The organism is Photobacterium sp. DNB23_23_1 (assembly GCF_052873815.1).
Genome location: NZ_JBNNXT010000047.1, coordinates 1 through 15,696, shown reverse-complemented (window position 1 = coordinate 15,696; position 15,696 = coordinate 1). Strand labels below are relative to the sequence as shown.

15 protein-coding genes are annotated in these 15,696 nt (G+C 45.3%); 7 read left to right on the top strand and 8 right to left on the bottom strand.

Going from position 1 to position 15,696, the window contains the following annotated elements; all coding sequences use genetic code 11:
• Nucleotides 1-8: 8 nt before the first annotated feature.
• The 5 genes from ACVA53_RS21345 to ACVA53_RS21325 all read right to left on the bottom strand — a co-directional run bounded on the left by ACVA53_RS21345 (nt 9) and on the right by ACVA53_RS21325 (nt 3,505).
• Nucleotides 9-947, bottom strand: a complete 939-nt coding sequence (locus tag ACVA53_RS21345; protein ID WP_446506193.1) for an alpha/beta hydrolase — start codon at nt 945-947, stop codon at nt 9-11.
• A 307-nt stretch (nt 948-1,254) separates the two neighbouring features.
• Nucleotides 1,255-1,614, bottom strand: a complete 360-nt coding sequence (locus ACVA53_RS21340; protein ID WP_255043559.1) for a phasin family protein — start codon at nt 1,612-1,614, stop codon at nt 1,255-1,257.
• Between the two features lie 45 nt (nt 1,615-1,659).
• Nucleotides 1,660-2,304 carry a phasin-related domain-containing protein gene (locus tag ACVA53_RS21335; protein ID WP_255043558.1) on the bottom strand — a complete coding sequence of 215 codons (645 nt, stop codon included), beginning with the start codon at nt 2,302-2,304 and terminating at the stop codon, nt 1,660-1,662.
• 234 nt (nt 2,305-2,538) lie between these two features.
• Entirely contained in the window at nt 2,539-2,820 is a 282-nt protein-coding gene (locus tag ACVA53_RS21330) for a polyhydroxyalkanoic acid system family protein (RefSeq protein ID WP_255043557.1), read from the bottom strand.
• Between the two features lie 169 nt (nt 2,821-2,989).
• Nucleotides 2,990-3,505 (bottom strand): lecithin retinol acyltransferase family protein, encoded by a 516-nt coding sequence (locus tag ACVA53_RS21325; protein WP_255043556.1) that lies wholly within the window; start codon nt 3,503-3,505, stop codon nt 2,990-2,992.
• Between the two features lie 253 nt (nt 3,506-3,758).
• On the opposite strand from ACVA53_RS21325, the gene ACVA53_RS21320 reads away from it, so the two are divergent.
• Nucleotides 3,759-4,934 (top strand): transglycosylase SLT domain-containing protein, encoded by a 1,176-nt coding sequence (locus ACVA53_RS21320; RefSeq protein WP_255043554.1) that lies wholly within the window; start codon nt 3,759-3,761, stop codon nt 4,932-4,934.
• Nucleotides 4,935-4,977: 43 nt separating this feature from the next.
• Here ACVA53_RS21320 and ACVA53_RS21315 read toward each other — a convergent pair whose 3' ends face one another.
• The 3 genes from ACVA53_RS21315 to ACVA53_RS21305 form a co-directional block, all read right to left on the bottom strand.
• On the bottom strand, nt 4,978-5,367 hold the full coding sequence (locus ACVA53_RS21315; RefSeq protein ID WP_255043552.1) for a hypothetical protein: 390 nt from the start codon (nt 5,365-5,367) through the stop codon (nt 4,978-4,980).
• A gap of 402 nt (nt 5,368-5,769) precedes the next feature.
• Nucleotides 5,770-7,815: a sensor histidine kinase gene (locus tag ACVA53_RS21310; protein WP_255043551.1), complete on the bottom strand. Its 2,046-nt coding sequence runs from the start codon at nt 7,813-7,815 to the stop codon at nt 5,770-5,772.
• An 8-nt stretch (nt 7,816-7,823) separates the two neighbouring features.
• Nucleotides 7,824-9,320 (bottom strand): sigma-54-dependent transcriptional regulator, encoded by a 1,497-nt coding sequence (locus ACVA53_RS21305; protein WP_255043549.1) that lies wholly within the window; start codon nt 9,318-9,320, stop codon nt 7,824-7,826.
• A gap of 285 nt (nt 9,321-9,605) precedes the next feature.
• Between ACVA53_RS21305 and ACVA53_RS21300 the strand changes: the two genes are divergently transcribed.
• From ACVA53_RS21300 to ACVA53_RS21275, 6 genes are all read left to right on the top strand, one after another.
• Nucleotides 9,606-10,418, top strand: a complete 813-nt coding sequence (locus tag ACVA53_RS21300; RefSeq protein ID WP_255043548.1) for a substrate-binding domain-containing protein — start codon at nt 9,606-9,608, stop codon at nt 10,416-10,418.
• Complete coding sequence (locus ACVA53_RS21295; RefSeq protein ID WP_255043547.1) at nt 10,419-11,120, top strand: ABC transporter permease; 702 nt, start codon at nt 10,419-10,421, stop codon at nt 11,118-11,120. It abuts the gene before it with no gap.
• Between the two features lie 13 nt (nt 11,121-11,133).
• The gene (locus ACVA53_RS21290) at nt 11,134-11,841 is read left to right on the top strand and encodes an energy-coupling factor ABC transporter ATP-binding protein (protein ID WP_255043546.1); all 708 of its coding nucleotides are present in this window, start codon (nt 11,134-11,136) and stop codon (nt 11,839-11,841) included.
• Nucleotides 11,825-12,409: a molybdenum cofactor guanylyltransferase MobA gene (gene mobA / locus ACVA53_RS21285; protein ID WP_255043545.1), complete on the top strand. Its 585-nt coding sequence runs from the start codon at nt 11,825-11,827 to the stop codon at nt 12,407-12,409. Before ACVA53_RS21290 ends, mobA begins: the two co-directional genes overlap by 17 nt.
• Nucleotides 12,406-14,175 (top strand): bifunctional molybdopterin-guanine dinucleotide biosynthesis adaptor protein MobB/molybdopterin molybdotransferase MoeA, encoded by a 1,770-nt coding sequence (locus ACVA53_RS21280; RefSeq protein WP_446506192.1) that lies wholly within the window; start codon nt 12,406-12,408, stop codon nt 14,173-14,175. The genes mobA and ACVA53_RS21280 overlap by 4 nt, the downstream gene beginning before the upstream one ends.
• Before the next feature lie 684 nt (nt 14,176-14,859).
• On the top strand, nt 14,860-15,576 hold the full coding sequence (locus ACVA53_RS21275; RefSeq protein WP_446506191.1) for a DUF3581 domain-containing protein: 717 nt from the start codon (nt 14,860-14,862) through the stop codon (nt 15,574-15,576).
• Nucleotides 15,577-15,696: the final 120 nt, after the last annotated feature.

Here is a 15,696-nt window from a genome sequence, read left to right as displayed (position 1 = left end):
ACGCATGGTTAACCCACCTTCTTATCTCTCGACTCACCAGCCTCTTTAAATTTCTCTTGGATAAACCCTGCCATCAGCTTCATTGCCTCCCTAGCTTCACTCAGCTGATAAAACAACGGATAAACATGCGGTACCCCTTTCACGACATTTATTGTCACATCGTTACCGGCCTCACCCATTCGCTCAGCAAGGTGAATCGCATCATCCATTAACAACTCTTCAGTGCCACAAGTGATAAAGGTCGGCGGGAGATCATAATGATCGGCGTAATATGGCGATATATCGGGATCGCAAGGGTTTTGCATCCCAATGTAATTATTACGCATTAAGAGTAAGGTACTCAAATCAAAGAAAGGATCATCTTTACATTTTTTGAAGGCTGACTCGCCAGTAACGGCCATATCCGATACAGGCGACATCAAAATACCACCAGCAGGCTGTGGCAACTTAGCTTCGCGGATCCGCAACATGGTTGTCAGTACCAGATTACCCCCCGCAGAATCCCCAGCAAAGAATATCTGGTGAGGATGGTATCCCTTAACCAATAACCCTCGATAAACGGCAAAGCAGTCATCAGGAGCCGCAGGATAAGGATTTTCTGGCGCCAAGCGATAATTAACCATCAGCCCCCGAGATTTGGTGTAATTAGCAAGACGGGCTAAAAACGCACTATGAATTTTGGGACTGTTAAAGCAAAAGCCCCCACCATGAAAATAGAGGATGATTTTGTTACCGCTACTATTGGGCATATCAACCCAATCACAAGAAACGTCTGAAAAACGAGTCGGCGTGATTTCCATTCCCTTTGGCGCAGCAATAAATGGGCCATAGCTATCAACAGAAGAAATGATATCTCGCATCCCTTCGGTTGATTCACAATTTGCAAGGCGTTGCCGCATAATTCGGAATAAAACCTTGTTAAAAGCCCTATTACGCCAACTCTCCATACTTCCCACCTTTCTTCACAATTCATTTACAAAGTTAGAATTAAACAAGGGGTTTGGTCAATATCTGGCAGCAAAAAAATGATTCTTTTCTAAAAGAAGTGCCCATTATTCTGATATTTAAGGCAAAAAAAATATTTTTCTTGGATGAACAAAAACTCTGCCAATGAAGGCAGTAAAAATAGTAAAAAAGGTGCGCGTGCATGGCCCACGCGCAACCTAAAGGCTTCACAACCTGCAGACTGGGAACGGTTGCTCAGCCGGGGCTACTTATTGTCTGGCTGGCATAAACGTAGCCCCGTATTGGCAGTTACTCTGCTTCTGCCAACTTCTCAACGGCTTGAGTCAGTTTGTCGATTTTCTCGTCCATACGCTCAAGCTTCTCACGGTCAACGCCACTCAGACGATAGAACAGATCATTCATACCTGCTTCTACTTCTTCTGTCGCTTTTTCCGTGTTTTTACCAATACATTCTTTCGCTTGAATTTCAACTTCTTTACCGCGCTCAACAAGCTCATCAAACATCGTGGTTGATTTCTCGTTCAGTTGCTGAGCTTCTTCCAAGCTACGGCTGTAAATACCAAGGCCTGCTAACCAAACGTTACGTGCAATGCCTTCACCACTTTCTACGACATTTTTTGCCGCTTTCACTACTGTATTGCTGCTCATAATAATATCCTCTTGCGTTATCTTGCCTTAAGCACGCTCGTATGCTTATACCACTTCAGGTTTTGTACTTTCAGCTGGCTTGCTGACGCTTGGAGCCACCTGATCTTCAGCTTTTGGTTCCGCAACAGTTTTAGTTACTGCTACGGTTTGTGGCTTTACCGGCGCATCGGCCTCTTTCTTCTCTGCCTCTGGTTTAGCGGCAGGAACAGGTTGAGCTGCTTTCACGGTTTTACGGCGTGCAACACTAGGTTTCTTGGCTGCGGGTGCAGCTTTATCAGTTGCCTGCGTAGCTGTACGCTTGCGTGGTGCTGGTTTTTTCTCAGCTTGTGCCTGATGGCGCTCGACTAGCGCTTCAATATTGGCTGTAAGCTGATCAATCTTGTCATCAACACGGTCAAGGCGCTCGTTATCTAGGCCAATGAATTTCTGAACCATGTTATGCATGCGTTCTTCAATCGCGACAGAAGTTTGGCTACGTGCAGTGTGAACTCGCTCTTTGGTTTTTGACTCAACCGCGCGGCCACGCTCAATCAACTCGTCAAAAAGGCTCTTGCCTTTGTCAGAAATCTGATTAACTTCTTCTGCGCTTTTAGCATAAGCACCAAGGCCTGCTAACCAAATGTTGTATACCATTGCTTCACGAATCTGCTCTTTGTTTGATTCTTCCGCAGTCTGTTTAAAAATGCCCATCAGTTTCCCCTCCATACTTTTGCGATAGTGCCAGCCAGTGGGTATTGCCTGACTGCTTGTATGTAATTTACGAATTTCGATTAGAATGTTCTCCCTAAAACAACACTTTATCGTTGTGGAGATCATGTTTTTGATGCGGATCACAGATAGATAGAAGGAAAGCTTGAAGAATCATAGAGATAAAAAAAGAGCTCGGGGTGAGCTCTTTGGAAACAGATAACGAGATATTGTGAATTAACTCGCCAACAAATACCTATCAAGCTGTTCAGTAATATGGCTTTCTATTGTTGGGGCAAAAAAAGCAGCGGCAAAACCGACAAGTTGAAGTTGAATGGTTATTTTACCTTCTTCGGCATGTAAATAGCCTTTTGCTGCCGAATGTTTGATGTGCATTTTATCGTCTTGCCAGGACCAAATAAGGCCATACTCCTGTTCAAGCTGACCTGCAATTTTCTCGCTTAGCATAGTAATGTCATCATGTGCTCTGTCATGATGACGTTCAATTAAAATCGTCACAGAAGTTCTCGCGCATTAGTGTATTTACTCAGTCACCTTTTGTTAACATACGGCCTAACCAGAAAAATTTCTGTGGGCAAGATCTAACAAATTGAAATTTGTTGCAGGTGCCTCATGAGAATAGCCTTCACCTATCACTGATACGGTATTGAAGAGCGGTTATCGCACACTACAAAATACGACGTAACAATGTCGGTAAGATCAGACTAGCCCCAACCGTTAGTTTCGCACCTTTGACTGCATTTTGGTAAGGCTGTTTTTCCGATGATGTGAGTACAGCACCAAGAAATAGCCCCACCCCTGCCATCTTGATTAATGTGGAGGGGGCACTAACGGTCATGTAGCCACCAGCGACAGCAACCACCAATCGCTGAAACTGAGTACATTCAATAGGCAACCCATGGGCTTCACGAACAAACTGCTCACAGTTCCGGTTAAATAAGTTATATGTCCGACCGATCTTTGACTTTGCATAACGTACTGCAGCTCGTGGGTCCGAGCCAACAATGTCACTCACCTCTATGCGTCGGCCTTCTGAGAATTCAGACTCTGTTTCTCGCTCTATCCGCCGCCATTTTTTCGAATTATGAATCACATGGCCATACCCGTCTGCAATACCATAGTGCCAATAAGTACTACAGCGAATCCTCAATACCGTACCGGCCGGGAAATTTGTGCTTTGCATAAATACATCCATCCAAGTCGCTATCAGTTCAGTAAAGCCTAGTTGTTGCTGCGCAATAGTGTGAAATTTGTCTCATTTTGAATAAGAGCGAATTTTATCAGTCAATCATGCGCTTTACCGTTAAGCCTTGCTAACAATCCTTACAAACACTGCTAACATAAAATTATCGTAAAAATAATGATAGATATCACAATAAATTTTTGAGTGGCGACGATTTATTATGATCATTAGAAGTAAATTTTTGTTTTTGCTTATGAGTTTTGCACTTGGGTGTCAATCAATTCCGACGGTCAATCAGGATGACTTAAACACACCAGCAACAGCAACAGTAATGAACACGGTTTCAGTCCAATCATTGCCTGATGATGTCAATGACTTATGTGAAATCGATAAAGGATTATTTGCTGGTAGCTTTATTGCAACAGGCTCTGTTGCAGAACCTTCTCAAGACCCCGATATGTGGGATCTCTTGGCCAGTGAATTCACCATGACGGTGCCGAATAACCGCACAATTCGTTATTACAAACGCTGGTATGTAAACAACCCTTACCATATCGAGAAAGTGACCGCTCGTGCTGAGCCGTTTCTTCACTATATATACCAGCAAGTGAATGCCCGCGATCTACCTATAGAGCTGGTACTGCTGCCCTTCGTCGAAAGCAGCTTTGATCAATTTGCTTATTCTCACAAAGGTGCTGCAGGTCTATGGCAATTTACCGAACCAACCGGTAAAACATTCGGGCTCGATATCATTAAGGGATATGACGGCAGGCGGGATATTGCCTCCTCAACAGACGCCGCTCTGGATTTATTGGAATACCTCTACGATAAATTCGATGAAAACTGGCTCCACGCCATTGCAGCATACAATACTGGAGGCGGCCGGGTCAGAAATGCCATAAAACTGAATAAAAAGAACGGAAAATCAACCGACTTCTGGTCTTTAAAACTACCCAAGGAAACACGCCACTATGTGCCTAAACTCTTGGCTATGGCAGACCTAGTTAAACACCATGGCTACCGCTACGACATTCCCCTACATCCAATAAAAGCAGAAGCCGTCCTCGATGAAATCACGATCAGCAGAAGGGTGAAACTAGGTACAGTAGCGGCTTACTCAGGCTTATCCAGTAAGGAGCTTTATCATTACAACCCAGGTTTCACCGCAGGATATACCCGACGCGATAAAGACAACAAAATCTTAATGCCAATAAAAAACAAAACACAATTTTTTGAGCATAAAAATGCACGCACTTATGCCAAGCAAACCTATGATGTCTATGACATTAAAGTGGGTGACTCGCTGAATCAACTCGCTAATGTCAACAACATTTCTGTCGACTTACTTAAGCAAGTTAACAATCTTGATGGGGCAACTATCTTTGCAGGGCAAAAACTACTGATTCCAAAATTATCGCTAAACGAATAACAAATACCACGGTGTAGAAAGAGCTCTCACCGTGGCTTAAACATTATTTAGCAGCAACGACCGCCAAAGTGGGATCTTTCTTGTCTGGAAGGTCGCTATTTATCGGCGTTACATCTAGTTGGGTAATTTCCGTGGAGGTTTCATTGTACTGAAGTGAGGCACGACTATCTAACTGTAGCAATGCTAATGCTTGGCTTTCAAACAACGAGAGCATTTTTAGATCTGCCTCATTGTGGGATAAAGATAGCCCTATTAACACCCCAGCCATCAAGCACACTGGGGCAACCAAGTGTCTAACAACCAGCATGCTAGCCATCGCGGCAACGGATATTAGCGTCGCCAAGTAGATCCCCCCCGCAAAGCCAGAATAAAAAGCAATATAAAGAGCAAAAAATTGAAGCAAGGCTCCAAGTGATAAAACTGCAATTTTCATCGTGTCATCCGTAACTTGGCTTTTTCTGCAAGTATAGACATTCAAAAAATAATGCCCCAACTATTTATGCGCAACCGGAATACATCATACAAATTGATAATGTGCACAATTTTATCAAATAGTGCTTTATTCATGAGAAATTTGATCTATGATGTAAAAGTAGAAAGAAAAACACAAAGATCTTCAAATTGTCATAAAAGGGTAATATATGCAGCATCAGGAAATGATTAATCCAACTCACACTGGCATCATCACACGCACTGTATTCACAAGCCTTACCTTTATGGTTATTGGTCTTGTACTTATGTAACCACCTAACGGTAATTTGCGATGAAACTTTTACTATTAAAGCGTTCATTAAAGTAAAAAGGGCATGTTAACAACATGCCCTTTTTACTTTTCTCAGCACCCCATTTTTTCTAAATCAACAACTACCATGTTGTCACTGTTAGCTTTTTCCGGTAGGTAAACAGTAAATATTGACCCTTTCCCTATTTCCGAATCTACCACTATTTCGCCACCGAACCCGCTAACAATACCTTGGCTAACAGACAGCCCTAACCCAGTACCACTTCTTCTTGTGGTATAGAATGGATTAAAAATGCGTTCTATCTGGTCTTCGCTGATACCGCAACCGTGGTCAATGACCTTCACCATCGCCCCAATAGTCTGGCCACTTTCATCTAACCAATCGTCCGTACAGACACGCAGCACGCCTCGATCATCCATAGCATGAATACCATTCATCTGTAGGTTCACGAGCACCTGAAGCATTTGATGACGATTTACTTCAACACAACAACGAGCATTGAGATCAGTATGGATCTCAATATCAAATTTTTTCGTGCCACTTCTTACTAACGTTAAACTTTCTTCGATAATCGGATTCAAATGCTGCCAAGTCACTTCATCTTGCACACCACCTTGACGGCTGTATTGCAACAGACTGCGAGTGATATTTCGAATGCGATCTATCTGTTCATGTATCGCTTCTAGCTCTTCGCTGACTCGCTCGGTCTCATCACCCAACTCAAACTGCATTAACTCTACGTTACCCAAGATAACCGCCGTTGGATTATTGATTTCATGGGCAATACCCGCGGTAAGCTCACCTAAGGCTGCCAGTTTTTCATTACTAACCAATTGAGTTCTGGCTTGGTTTAACAATTTAATGTGCTGTTCTAACTCTTCGGTTTTCTCACTTAAACTCTGTGTACGTCTTTGGACCTTGTCTTCAAGCTGTGCCGATGCCTGTTTTATCGCTTCATTACGCTGGTGTAATTGGTCCAGCATAGTATCAAACTGCTTGCCGAGAATTTGTAACTCATGGCCGCGGGTAAGATCCAAGCTTCCAATACGGCGATCAAGCCCCAATTGAATAGCAGATACAACCTGATGCATCTTCTCAATCGGCCTAAATAAATCTCTGGCTCCCCGATACACAACAACGCCTGAGATCAGCAAAACCATGAGGATCCCTACCCCAAGCTCAACTATATTGGTCAGGTAGATCTTAATCATTGGCCATTCCAGGTAACCGGTGTAAAGCATGCCGATAATATTACCGTTGTAATCTTTCAAAGGTTCGTAAGCAGAAACATACCAGTCGTCATAGACAAAGGCCCGATCCACCCACATTTCACCCAGTTTGAGTACCGACTCTTTAACGTCATCAGACACGCGTGTTCCTACCGCTCGCCCGTTCAGTTGGCTACTGTCCAAAGGCACATTGGTACTAACCCGAATATCACTCATAAACAGTGTAACGGTTCCAAGGCTCCCTTCAGGCAAGGTGTCAGAGGCATAAACCAAATCCCGAATACGGTCGACAAGTTGGGTACTATTGTTAAGCAGTATCCCACCATCGACAATCCACTGCAGGTCACCGTACTGGTTGAAGATCGGGATCAAACTGCGACTAATCAAGCCATCAGAAACCAAAGTGTTTTCGTTAAGTAATGGGATTTGGGCCCGAGCAGGGAGATCAGAATGAAGGTAATCCAATTCGTTAGCAGTTAGGCGCTCGAAAAAGGTTTGCTCCTGACCCTTTTGCAGTAACTGGCGATTGGCTTTTGGAAACTCACCTAATGCTGAAGCTGGGTGGATCACCACAAAGTCCAGATCGTATTCGACTGCCTGTTGCTTGACCCAGTCAATCATCTGGCTTTGATCTTCCCTTAGTAGGGTCTGGAACGGGTAAGACTCTGTCAGTGAGCCCAGTCGCATCCGCTGCTCTTTTTGCAGTAGCGCCATACTATGGTGTGCAACGGCCAGATCTGCTCGGGCATTCATCAGCGCATTTTGCCAGGTGTACATCACCGTCCAGTACATGGTCAGAGCGATTAGCGCCAGCAAAGTAATGACAATGGGCACAGAAGTTAGTAAGAGCAGCCGGTAACGAACCATCGTCCGAAAACGTCGAACCCAAATCGCAATACATTGTTTCATCGTTGACCTTATTGTTCTGTTGTACTCAGCACTTCATCGGCCCATTCCTTGAATTTGCGCTCCAATGTTTTTCGAGCAACACCGAGCTGTCTCGCTGCAGCCGATTTATTGCCAGCATAAGAGTCAACAACCTGCATAATGTGCGCTTTTTCCACGTCCTTCAGGGTCCAATCGCTCGGATAACAAAACGTCGTTTCACCACTCTGACTGTCATGGCCGCGACAAAACTGTCGGCTTTCACAGCCTTTCGCTAATAATGTACCCCCTGGACATTGCTTATTATCTGTGACAGGGTCACTAGAAATATCAGAGCCTGAAGGCGCTTCACCAGCCAACTCCCGCCAGTAATCAGCCGGAGGTTTACCCAGCAGTAAGCAACGCTCCATCATATTACGCAGCTCTCGTATGTTACCTGGCCAATCATAGGCTTGCATGGCACTGATATCTTCATGCATCCAATTCACCGGCTTAGAGCCAAGATCTTTGGCGAGTTGCTGGGTAAAGTGATGCGCTAGAGCCGGAATATCATCTAGCCGTTCACGTAACGCTGGTAATTCGATCGTCAACACATTGAGACGGTAATACAGATCACGACGGAATCGTCCTTCTGCCACTTCTTCTTTAAGGTTTCGGTTAGTCGCCGCAACAATCCTGACATCGATCTTCACTTCGCGTTCGGCACCGACCGGACGAATAGCTTTTTGCTCCAAGGCACGCAATAACGAAGACTGCATCGAAAGCGGCATTTCACCGATTTCGTCCAAGAACAGTGTTCCGTTGTTAGCGACCCGAAATAACCCTTCACGGCTTTTTTTAGCACCGGTAAACGCGCCTGAAACATGACCAAACAATTCACTCTCGAGTAAATCCGGCGCAATCGCACCACAGTTAAGAGGAACAAAAGGACCACTGCGATGACTGAGCTGGTGAAGTGCACGGGCAACAAGCTCTTTACCCGTTCCCGACTCACCTTCAATCAGCACGGCAGCTTGGGAAGGCGCTATTTGGCCAATCAGCTTTTTCATTGACAGCGTGCTGTGAGCGTCGCCAATAATATCAACCGGATAACTTCGCTCTACATCGCGCTGCAGGGCGAAATTCTGCCTTTCGACCAAACGGCGTTCAATACAGCGCTGCACCGACTGCATCATTTGGTCTAGATTAAACGGCTTAAGGATAAAATCTGATGCCCCAGCGCGTAGTGCCCTAATTGCCGTGTCTAAGTCGGCATAGCCGGTCATAAAGATCACATCACTACGGCGAGTCTGAGGGTCGAAGGCTTCATGCCATTCAATCCCTGAACGGCCAGGTAAATTAATATCGACAATGAGCAGATCAAAGTGGCATCGTTTACGAAGCTCTTCGGCTTCTTCAATACTTCCTGCAACATCAACCTGAGCAAATTGCTTGCTCAGCGCTTTTTTCAAAATGGCGCGCATTCCTGGCTCATCATCAACAACCAGAGCAGATACCGCAGACCATGACACAAACGCATTTTCAGACATAAAAACTTATATATATTATGGTTATAGTGATGAGACATTTTGTCCCAGTACCAATCTCTCTGTCAAAGATGTTTCAAAATGTTTTTCACACAATGTGAAGAATGATTCTTATTTTGTTTTAAATCATTCTCTTATAACTTCAACCAGAGGTATTATACGCAACAAGTTAAGTTGGCACTTGATTTGCTTATTGACTCGTTCATAGCGATGGGGAGCATCTCCTTTGGAGAGTTCCCCTTCACTTGCATAAAATAAATGACAAATGACGTTTAGTCAGGAAGACCCATGAAACTATTAAAAACGACTCTTATTGTGTTGGCCCTTGCTTCTTCAGCGGCGATTCAAGCTGCAGAGAATATGACGGTGCGATTGGCAACAACTACCAGTACATATCACTCAGGCCTATTGGACTACCTATTACCTGAGTTTAAAAAAGACACTGGCTACACCGTAGCAGTGCTTGCAGCCGGTACAGGCAAGTCTCTACGTATGGGTGAAAATGGCGATGTCGACTTGGTGATGACCCACGCCCCTGAAGCTGAAGCGGCTTTCGTTGAGAAAGGCTTCGGCGTGCTGCCTCGAAAATTGATGTACAACGATTTTGTCATTGTTGGCCCTAAGTCTGATCCAGCCGATATCACCGATATTAAAGATGCCACCAAAGCACTTAAAACCATTGCCAACGATAATGAAACCTTCGTTTCCCGTGGCGATGATTCCGGTACCCACATAAAAGAGCTTGATCTTTGGGCGCAAACCAAAATTGAACCAAACTTCGGTGGTTACAAAGCGGTTGGCCAAGGCATGGGACCGACACTGAATATGGCATCTGAGTTGCAGGCCTACACCCTGACTGACCGAGGAACTTGGCTGGCATACCAGAACAAACTTGATCTAAAAATCGTGCTGCAAGGTGACTCTCGTCTATTCAACCCTTATCAGGTGATTCTTGTTAACCCAAGCCGTTACCCAGACGTTAACTACCAAGGCGCAAAGTCATTTAGCGATTGGCTGGTAAATTCTAAAGCGCAAGCCATGATCAACGATTACAAACGACACGGCGAGCAGCTATTTGTCGCGGATGCTATTGCTCAGTAAATGGATATCTGGCAAACCACACACCAAGCGATCCAACTACTCATGAGCGGTGATACCGCTCTATGGGGGATCGTTGGTGTTTCATTTTCGGTTTCACTGCTGGCAATAGGCATTGTGCTATTGCCAGCCATGCTGATCAGCTTTGCCCTCGCCTATGGTCGCTTCCCTGGACGTTGGCTAATTTTGTCTTTGTTTAATACTTGCCAGTCGATCCCTACTGTAGTGATCGGCTTGTTGCTCTATATGCTACTTTCACGAGCCGGGCCGCTGGGCGATTGGAAGATGCTATTTACCCAACAAGCGATGATATTGGGGCAAATGCTGATTTGTTTACCAATATTAGTGTCTATGATGCATGCCGCTTTTCAAAACAGTGATAAGCGGGCATGGGAAACAGCACTGACATTGGGTGCCAGCTTGCCGCGGGCCTTTATGAGCCTAATGTGGGAGAGCCGGTTTCCTCTGCTTGCTGCAGTCATTGCCGCATTTAGCCGGGTGATCACTGAAGTTGGCTGCTCCATGATGGTTGGTGGTAATATCCTCAATTCGACACGGAATATTCCAACCGCCATTGCATTAGAAAGCTCTAAGGGGGCGTTTGCACAAGGCGTTGCCTTGGGAATGGTGCTGCTGATTTTGGCATTAGGACTAAACTTCTTCCTATCTGTTGCGCGTGGTAAAGCCCACTTGCGTACGAACTAAGCCGGAGAATTTGATGACACAACTCTCTATCGAGGCCACAGACCTATCGGTTAGGTTCAAAGACAGGCTCTTATTCCACATCCCTAATCTTGTTCTTGGGCCAAGAGATGCTGTTTACCTCAGTGGTGATAATGGTGTAGGTAAAACAACCTTGCTAAAGATTCTCAGCGGATTACAACGTCCAACAACAGGTTCAATCAACCTCAATAAGCCGTCTATCTTACGCCGTTTATTTTGCGCCCATTCCAACAACGGGGTGATCTATATGCATCAAACCCCTTATATGTTCGATGGGACCGTACTTGATAACGTCTGTTATGGCCTTAAATTCACCGTTCGAGATCGTCGCAACCGACGAACAGAAGCGATCAATGCCCTCCGTATGGTAGGCTTGGAAACATTGGCCGATGAACATATTTCTGTACTTTCTGGCGGTGAAAGACAACGAGTGGCTATGGCTCGGGCATGGGTGATTAAACCTGCCGTACTGTTAATGGATGAATCCAGTGCAAGCCTTGATCAAGAGTCTACCGAACGCTTGGTTATCCTGTGCAAAGATCTCCTCTCGCGCGGTACCAGTTTAGTCATCACCAGCCACCAAAAGAATGCGCTAACTGAGCTGTGTCGTCGCCAATGGACTATTTCAGACTCTCAACTTATTGAACGCGCTGATCTACAGCTCGTTGACGAGGACAATAACAAATATGCCTACGCCGGATAACACAAGCTGGGTCATTTTGGCTGGCGGCCAAGCTAGCCGAATGGGTGGAAATGACAAAGGACTCGTCACGCTTGCTGGGCGAGCAATGATAGAACATGTCATCGACATCCTTGGTACACAAACCTCCTCTATCACTATCAACGCGAACCGAAATCAAGACACCTATCGCCAATACGGTACGGTGTTTGGTGATCACATCAAGAATTACCCTGGCCCCCTCGGTGGTATGCACGCCGCTCTGCATCATCTTGATACTGAGTGGGTAGGCTTTGTACCTTGCGACTGCCCGGCTCTACCCGCCGATCTCGTCTCCAGAATGAGCAACGCCTGCGATGGCAATACCGATATAGCGGTAGCTCATGACGGCGAACATATCCAACCGGTCGTCACGCTGGTTAACCGCCGAATTTTGCCCAAACTTGAGCAGTTTTTAGAAAATGGCGACCGAAAAATCATTTTGCTCTATCGCCAGTGCAACATGATCACCGTTGATTTCAGTGATCAACCCAATGCATTTGTGAACCTCAATACGCCTGAAGAACTAGAACAATTCGGACAAGCATTATGAACCCAATTCAATCTACCCTGCCGATACTTGGCTTTGCCGCATGGAGCGGAACCGGTAAAACGACACTGCTAGAAGCGATGCTGCCAAAATTAGTTGAACATAGCATCCGAGTCGCTGTGATCAAACACGCCCACCATAATTTCGACATCGATAAAGAAGGCAAGGACTCATACCGCCTCCGCAAGGCGGGTGCCGCACAAATGCTGATATCTTCTCGCTACCGCCGTGCGATGGTAACCGAGACCCCGGACGAAGAAGCCAGCCTGCCACAATTAATCGCTCAGCTCGATCTCAACACACTTGACCTCATACTTATTGAAGGCTTCAAGAAGCTGAGCTTTCCAAAAATAGAACTACACCGCGAAGAAATCGGCAAGCCTTGGTTATTTCCTGAAGACAATAACATAATCGCTATCGCTTCTGACGTGCCGGCTAAGACTGATTTACCTCAATGGGATATCAATGATCTCGACAAGCTCACACAGTTTGTTGCCGATTTTGCCAAGCAGCAATCTGGACAATCACTCAACTGTAGCGATCTCAACCCGTCGGGCATGTTATCGGTTGCTGAAGGCCGTGATCGTATCTTGACCCAGATTGTCGCACCTACCACTGAAACAACCGTTAAGCTTAAAGACGCTTTGGGACAAATTGTCGCAAACGATATTTTATCGCAGGTTAATGTACCCCAGCATACCAATTCCGCAATGGATGGCTATGCCATTCGCAGCGATGATTTGGGCAGGGACAGTTATCAGGTTATCGCGCATGTAATGGCTGGCCATAGCTACGAACAGCCGCTGAACTCAGGAGAGTCGGTTCGCATTATGACGGGGGCACCAGTACCGCAAAACGCCGACACCGTAATCATGCGTGAGCAAGCGACTCAAGACGGTGACACTGTCACCTTCAACTTGAGCATGGGGGCAATAAAGCCAGGCCAAAATGTCCGCCAAGCAGGCGAAGACTTAGCCATCGGTCAAGCAGCGGTCCAGGCTGGAACACAAATCACGGCACCAGAGCTGGGTATGATCGCCTCGCTGGGGCTGGATTTCGTGACTATCCGCCCGCAAGTTAAAGTGGCTATGTTCTCTACCGGTGATGAAGTTCAGCATCCAGGAGAGGCACAAAAACCGAACTGTATTTATGACTCAAATCGCTATACCTTGCATGCCATGCTAAGCAAAATCGGTTGTGAGGTGATTGATCTAGGGATCATCGAAGACAGTGAACAAGCACTCGAAACCACACTAACATCTGCTAGCCAGCAAGCAGATCTTATCCTCTCTTCTGGGGGTGTTTCGGTGGGTGATGCCGATTACATCAAGACGGTTCTCGACAAATTGGGGCAGATAAATTTCTGGCGTATCAATATGAGACCAGGTCGCCCTCTCGCTTTCGGTCATATTGATACCACGCCTTTCTTCGGTCTGCCGGGCAACCCTGTCGCGGTTATGGTTGCTTTCATGCAATTCGTCGAGCCAGCAATTCGTAGGCTACAGGGTATACCTGATTGGCAGGCACCATTCTTTCATGCTGTTGCAGAAGAACAGCTTCGCTCTCGTCCCGGGAGAACAGAATACAGCCGTGGTATTTTTGGTATTGATGCCAATGGTCGCCTGACGGTAAGAAGCGCCGGTAAACAAGGTTCGGGAATTTTGCGCTCAATGAGCGAAGCCAACTGCCTGATCGAGATCTTGCCTGAACAGCCGGGTGTAGAGGTTGGTGAGAAAGTGCGAGTAATTCCGTTGGAAAACCGTATATAAGCGGTTGAAGGGGTAAGGAAGGTCTCTGCTCTGAAGATATACAGTAGCAGAGGCTACCAACCTGAGAGAATTGCTGCAAAACAACGTTATCCGTTTTATTATGAGCACTCAGCAAACGGCGTTTAAGCCACCGTTTACTGAGTGCTTATTTTTTTGCAGCTTCCGTGCTACTTTATTTTTCCTGAGCTTCTACACGTCTAGAAGATGGTTTATTGTGCTACGTACTTCGGTGTTTAGCCTATACATAGCATCTTGGAATTGCTCAGATAAAGTAACCTAGCCATCGTTCGTCAATTACTGACAACCTGTCTGTATACCGGTTTTCAAAGCTAAGCCAGAAACTGAATCTTTGCTTATCAACGAGGTATTAAACGACTTTTATCATTATTGATAATGATTTGTATGTTATTGTATTACTGCCGTTTTGAACAATGGTACAAAATTATGTAGTAAGTTGCACTAAAAAAATATTTGCGCGCTATACTAGCTATCATAAGTGTGACATATGTAATCAATCTTAGTGATTTGGGGTGATAATCATCCAGTCTCCAAGTTGATTCGAGTCACTATCACCTGATTTCTTTTAAGTCTGCTTTAGCATTTTCCACTGGCTAGACCATTTAATATGAAGATATCGGGTAGAATAGGTGACAGTTTAATTAACCCACTATCAGTACGTTAAGCATGTTTTTAGATTCATATTACCTAGAAAAGAATGGTGTATTCAGCTTTACCCGTGAGCAAGCGAGTCACTTTGCAAAAAAAATCGCTGGCGATTTCAATCCCATTCATGATGAAGATAACAAACGCTTCTGCGTCCCTGGTGATCTTTTATTTTCTGTTGTGCTTTCCCGTGCGGGCATCAGCAAGAAAATGCGATTCGAATTTGCCGGCATGATCAACGATGGTGTCGGATTGAAAGCGCACCACAGCTGCTTCAATGATTTTGCGATTGTTGACGATGCAGGTAAAGAATACCTTCATGTTACCCGTGAAGGTGATATCAACACCGATAAAACCCTTATTGAACAAGTCACTAAAAACTATGTTCAATTCTCGGGGATGAACTTCCCCCACATCATGGTGCCTTTGATGAAATCTAAAGATATCATGATCAATACTGCACGTCCGCTGGTGATCTACGAGAGCATGGAGCTAAATTTTGATCGATTAGATCTTACCGCTCCTACGGTCGAACTCGCTGAATCACAAATCGACGTTGAAGGTAAGCGCGGCAGTGTTACGCTTAACTTCCACTTTAAAGAAAATGGTGAAGTGGTTGGTACAGGCCGTAAGCGTATGCTAATGAGTGGCTTGAAGCCGTACAGCCAAGAAGCTATCGATGACTTAGTTGAGCGCTTTAATGAGCGAAAAACAGCGTTTTCTTCGCTTGCTGCATAGCCCCCTTCATGGTCATAAATACATACAAAAGCCGTCCTTATGACTAATGCCATTCGGTTAAGCACTAGCGCTTATATCTCAATGGATATCGGCTAGGAATATAGAGCACTGAACGTGGAT

Excerpts from the sequence above, each read along its gene's own strand:
- ACVA53_RS21345 (WP_446506193.1), bottom strand. The coding sequence starts at position 947 with ATGGAGAGTTGGCGTAATAGGGCTTTTAACAAGGTTTTATTCCGAATT.
- ACVA53_RS21340 (WP_255043559.1), bottom strand. The coding sequence starts at position 1,614 with ATGAGCAGCAATACAGTAGTGAAAGCGGCAAAAAATGTCGTAGAAAGT.
- ACVA53_RS21335 (WP_255043558.1), bottom strand. The coding sequence starts at position 2,304 with ATGGGCATTTTTAAACAGACTGCGGAAGAATCAAACAAAGAGCAGATT.
- ACVA53_RS21325 (WP_255043556.1), bottom strand. The coding sequence starts at position 3,505 with ATGCAAAGCACAAATTTCCCGGCCGGTACGGTATTGAGGATTCGCTGT.
- ACVA53_RS21320 (WP_255043554.1), top strand. The coding sequence starts at position 3,759 with ATGAGTTTTGCACTTGGGTGTCAATCAATTCCGACGGTCAATCAGGAT.
- ACVA53_RS21315 (WP_255043552.1), bottom strand. The coding sequence starts at position 5,367 with ATGAAAATTGCAGTTTTATCACTTGGAGCCTTGCTTCAATTTTTTGCT.
- ACVA53_RS21310 (WP_255043551.1), bottom strand. The coding sequence starts at position 7,815 with ATGAAACAATGTATTGCGATTTGGGTTCGACGTTTTCGGACGATGGTT.
- ACVA53_RS21305 (WP_255043549.1), bottom strand. The coding sequence starts at position 9,320 with ATGTCTGAAAATGCGTTTGTGTCATGGTCTGCGGTATCTGCTCTGGTT.
- ACVA53_RS21300 (WP_255043548.1), top strand. The coding sequence starts at position 9,606 with ATGAAACTATTAAAAACGACTCTTATTGTGTTGGCCCTTGCTTCTTCA.
- ACVA53_RS21295 (WP_255043547.1), top strand. The coding sequence starts at position 10,419 with ATGGATATCTGGCAAACCACACACCAAGCGATCCAACTACTCATGAGC.
- ACVA53_RS21290 (WP_255043546.1), top strand. The coding sequence starts at position 11,134 with ATGACACAACTCTCTATCGAGGCCACAGACCTATCGGTTAGGTTCAAA.
- mobA (WP_255043545.1), top strand. The coding sequence starts at position 11,825 with ATGCCTACGCCGGATAACACAAGCTGGGTCATTTTGGCTGGCGGCCAA.
- ACVA53_RS21280 (WP_446506192.1), top strand. The coding sequence starts at position 12,406 with ATGAACCCAATTCAATCTACCCTGCCGATACTTGGCTTTGCCGCATGG.
- ACVA53_RS21275 (WP_446506191.1), top strand. The coding sequence starts at position 14,860 with ATGTTTTTAGATTCATATTACCTAGAAAAGAATGGTGTATTCAGCTTT.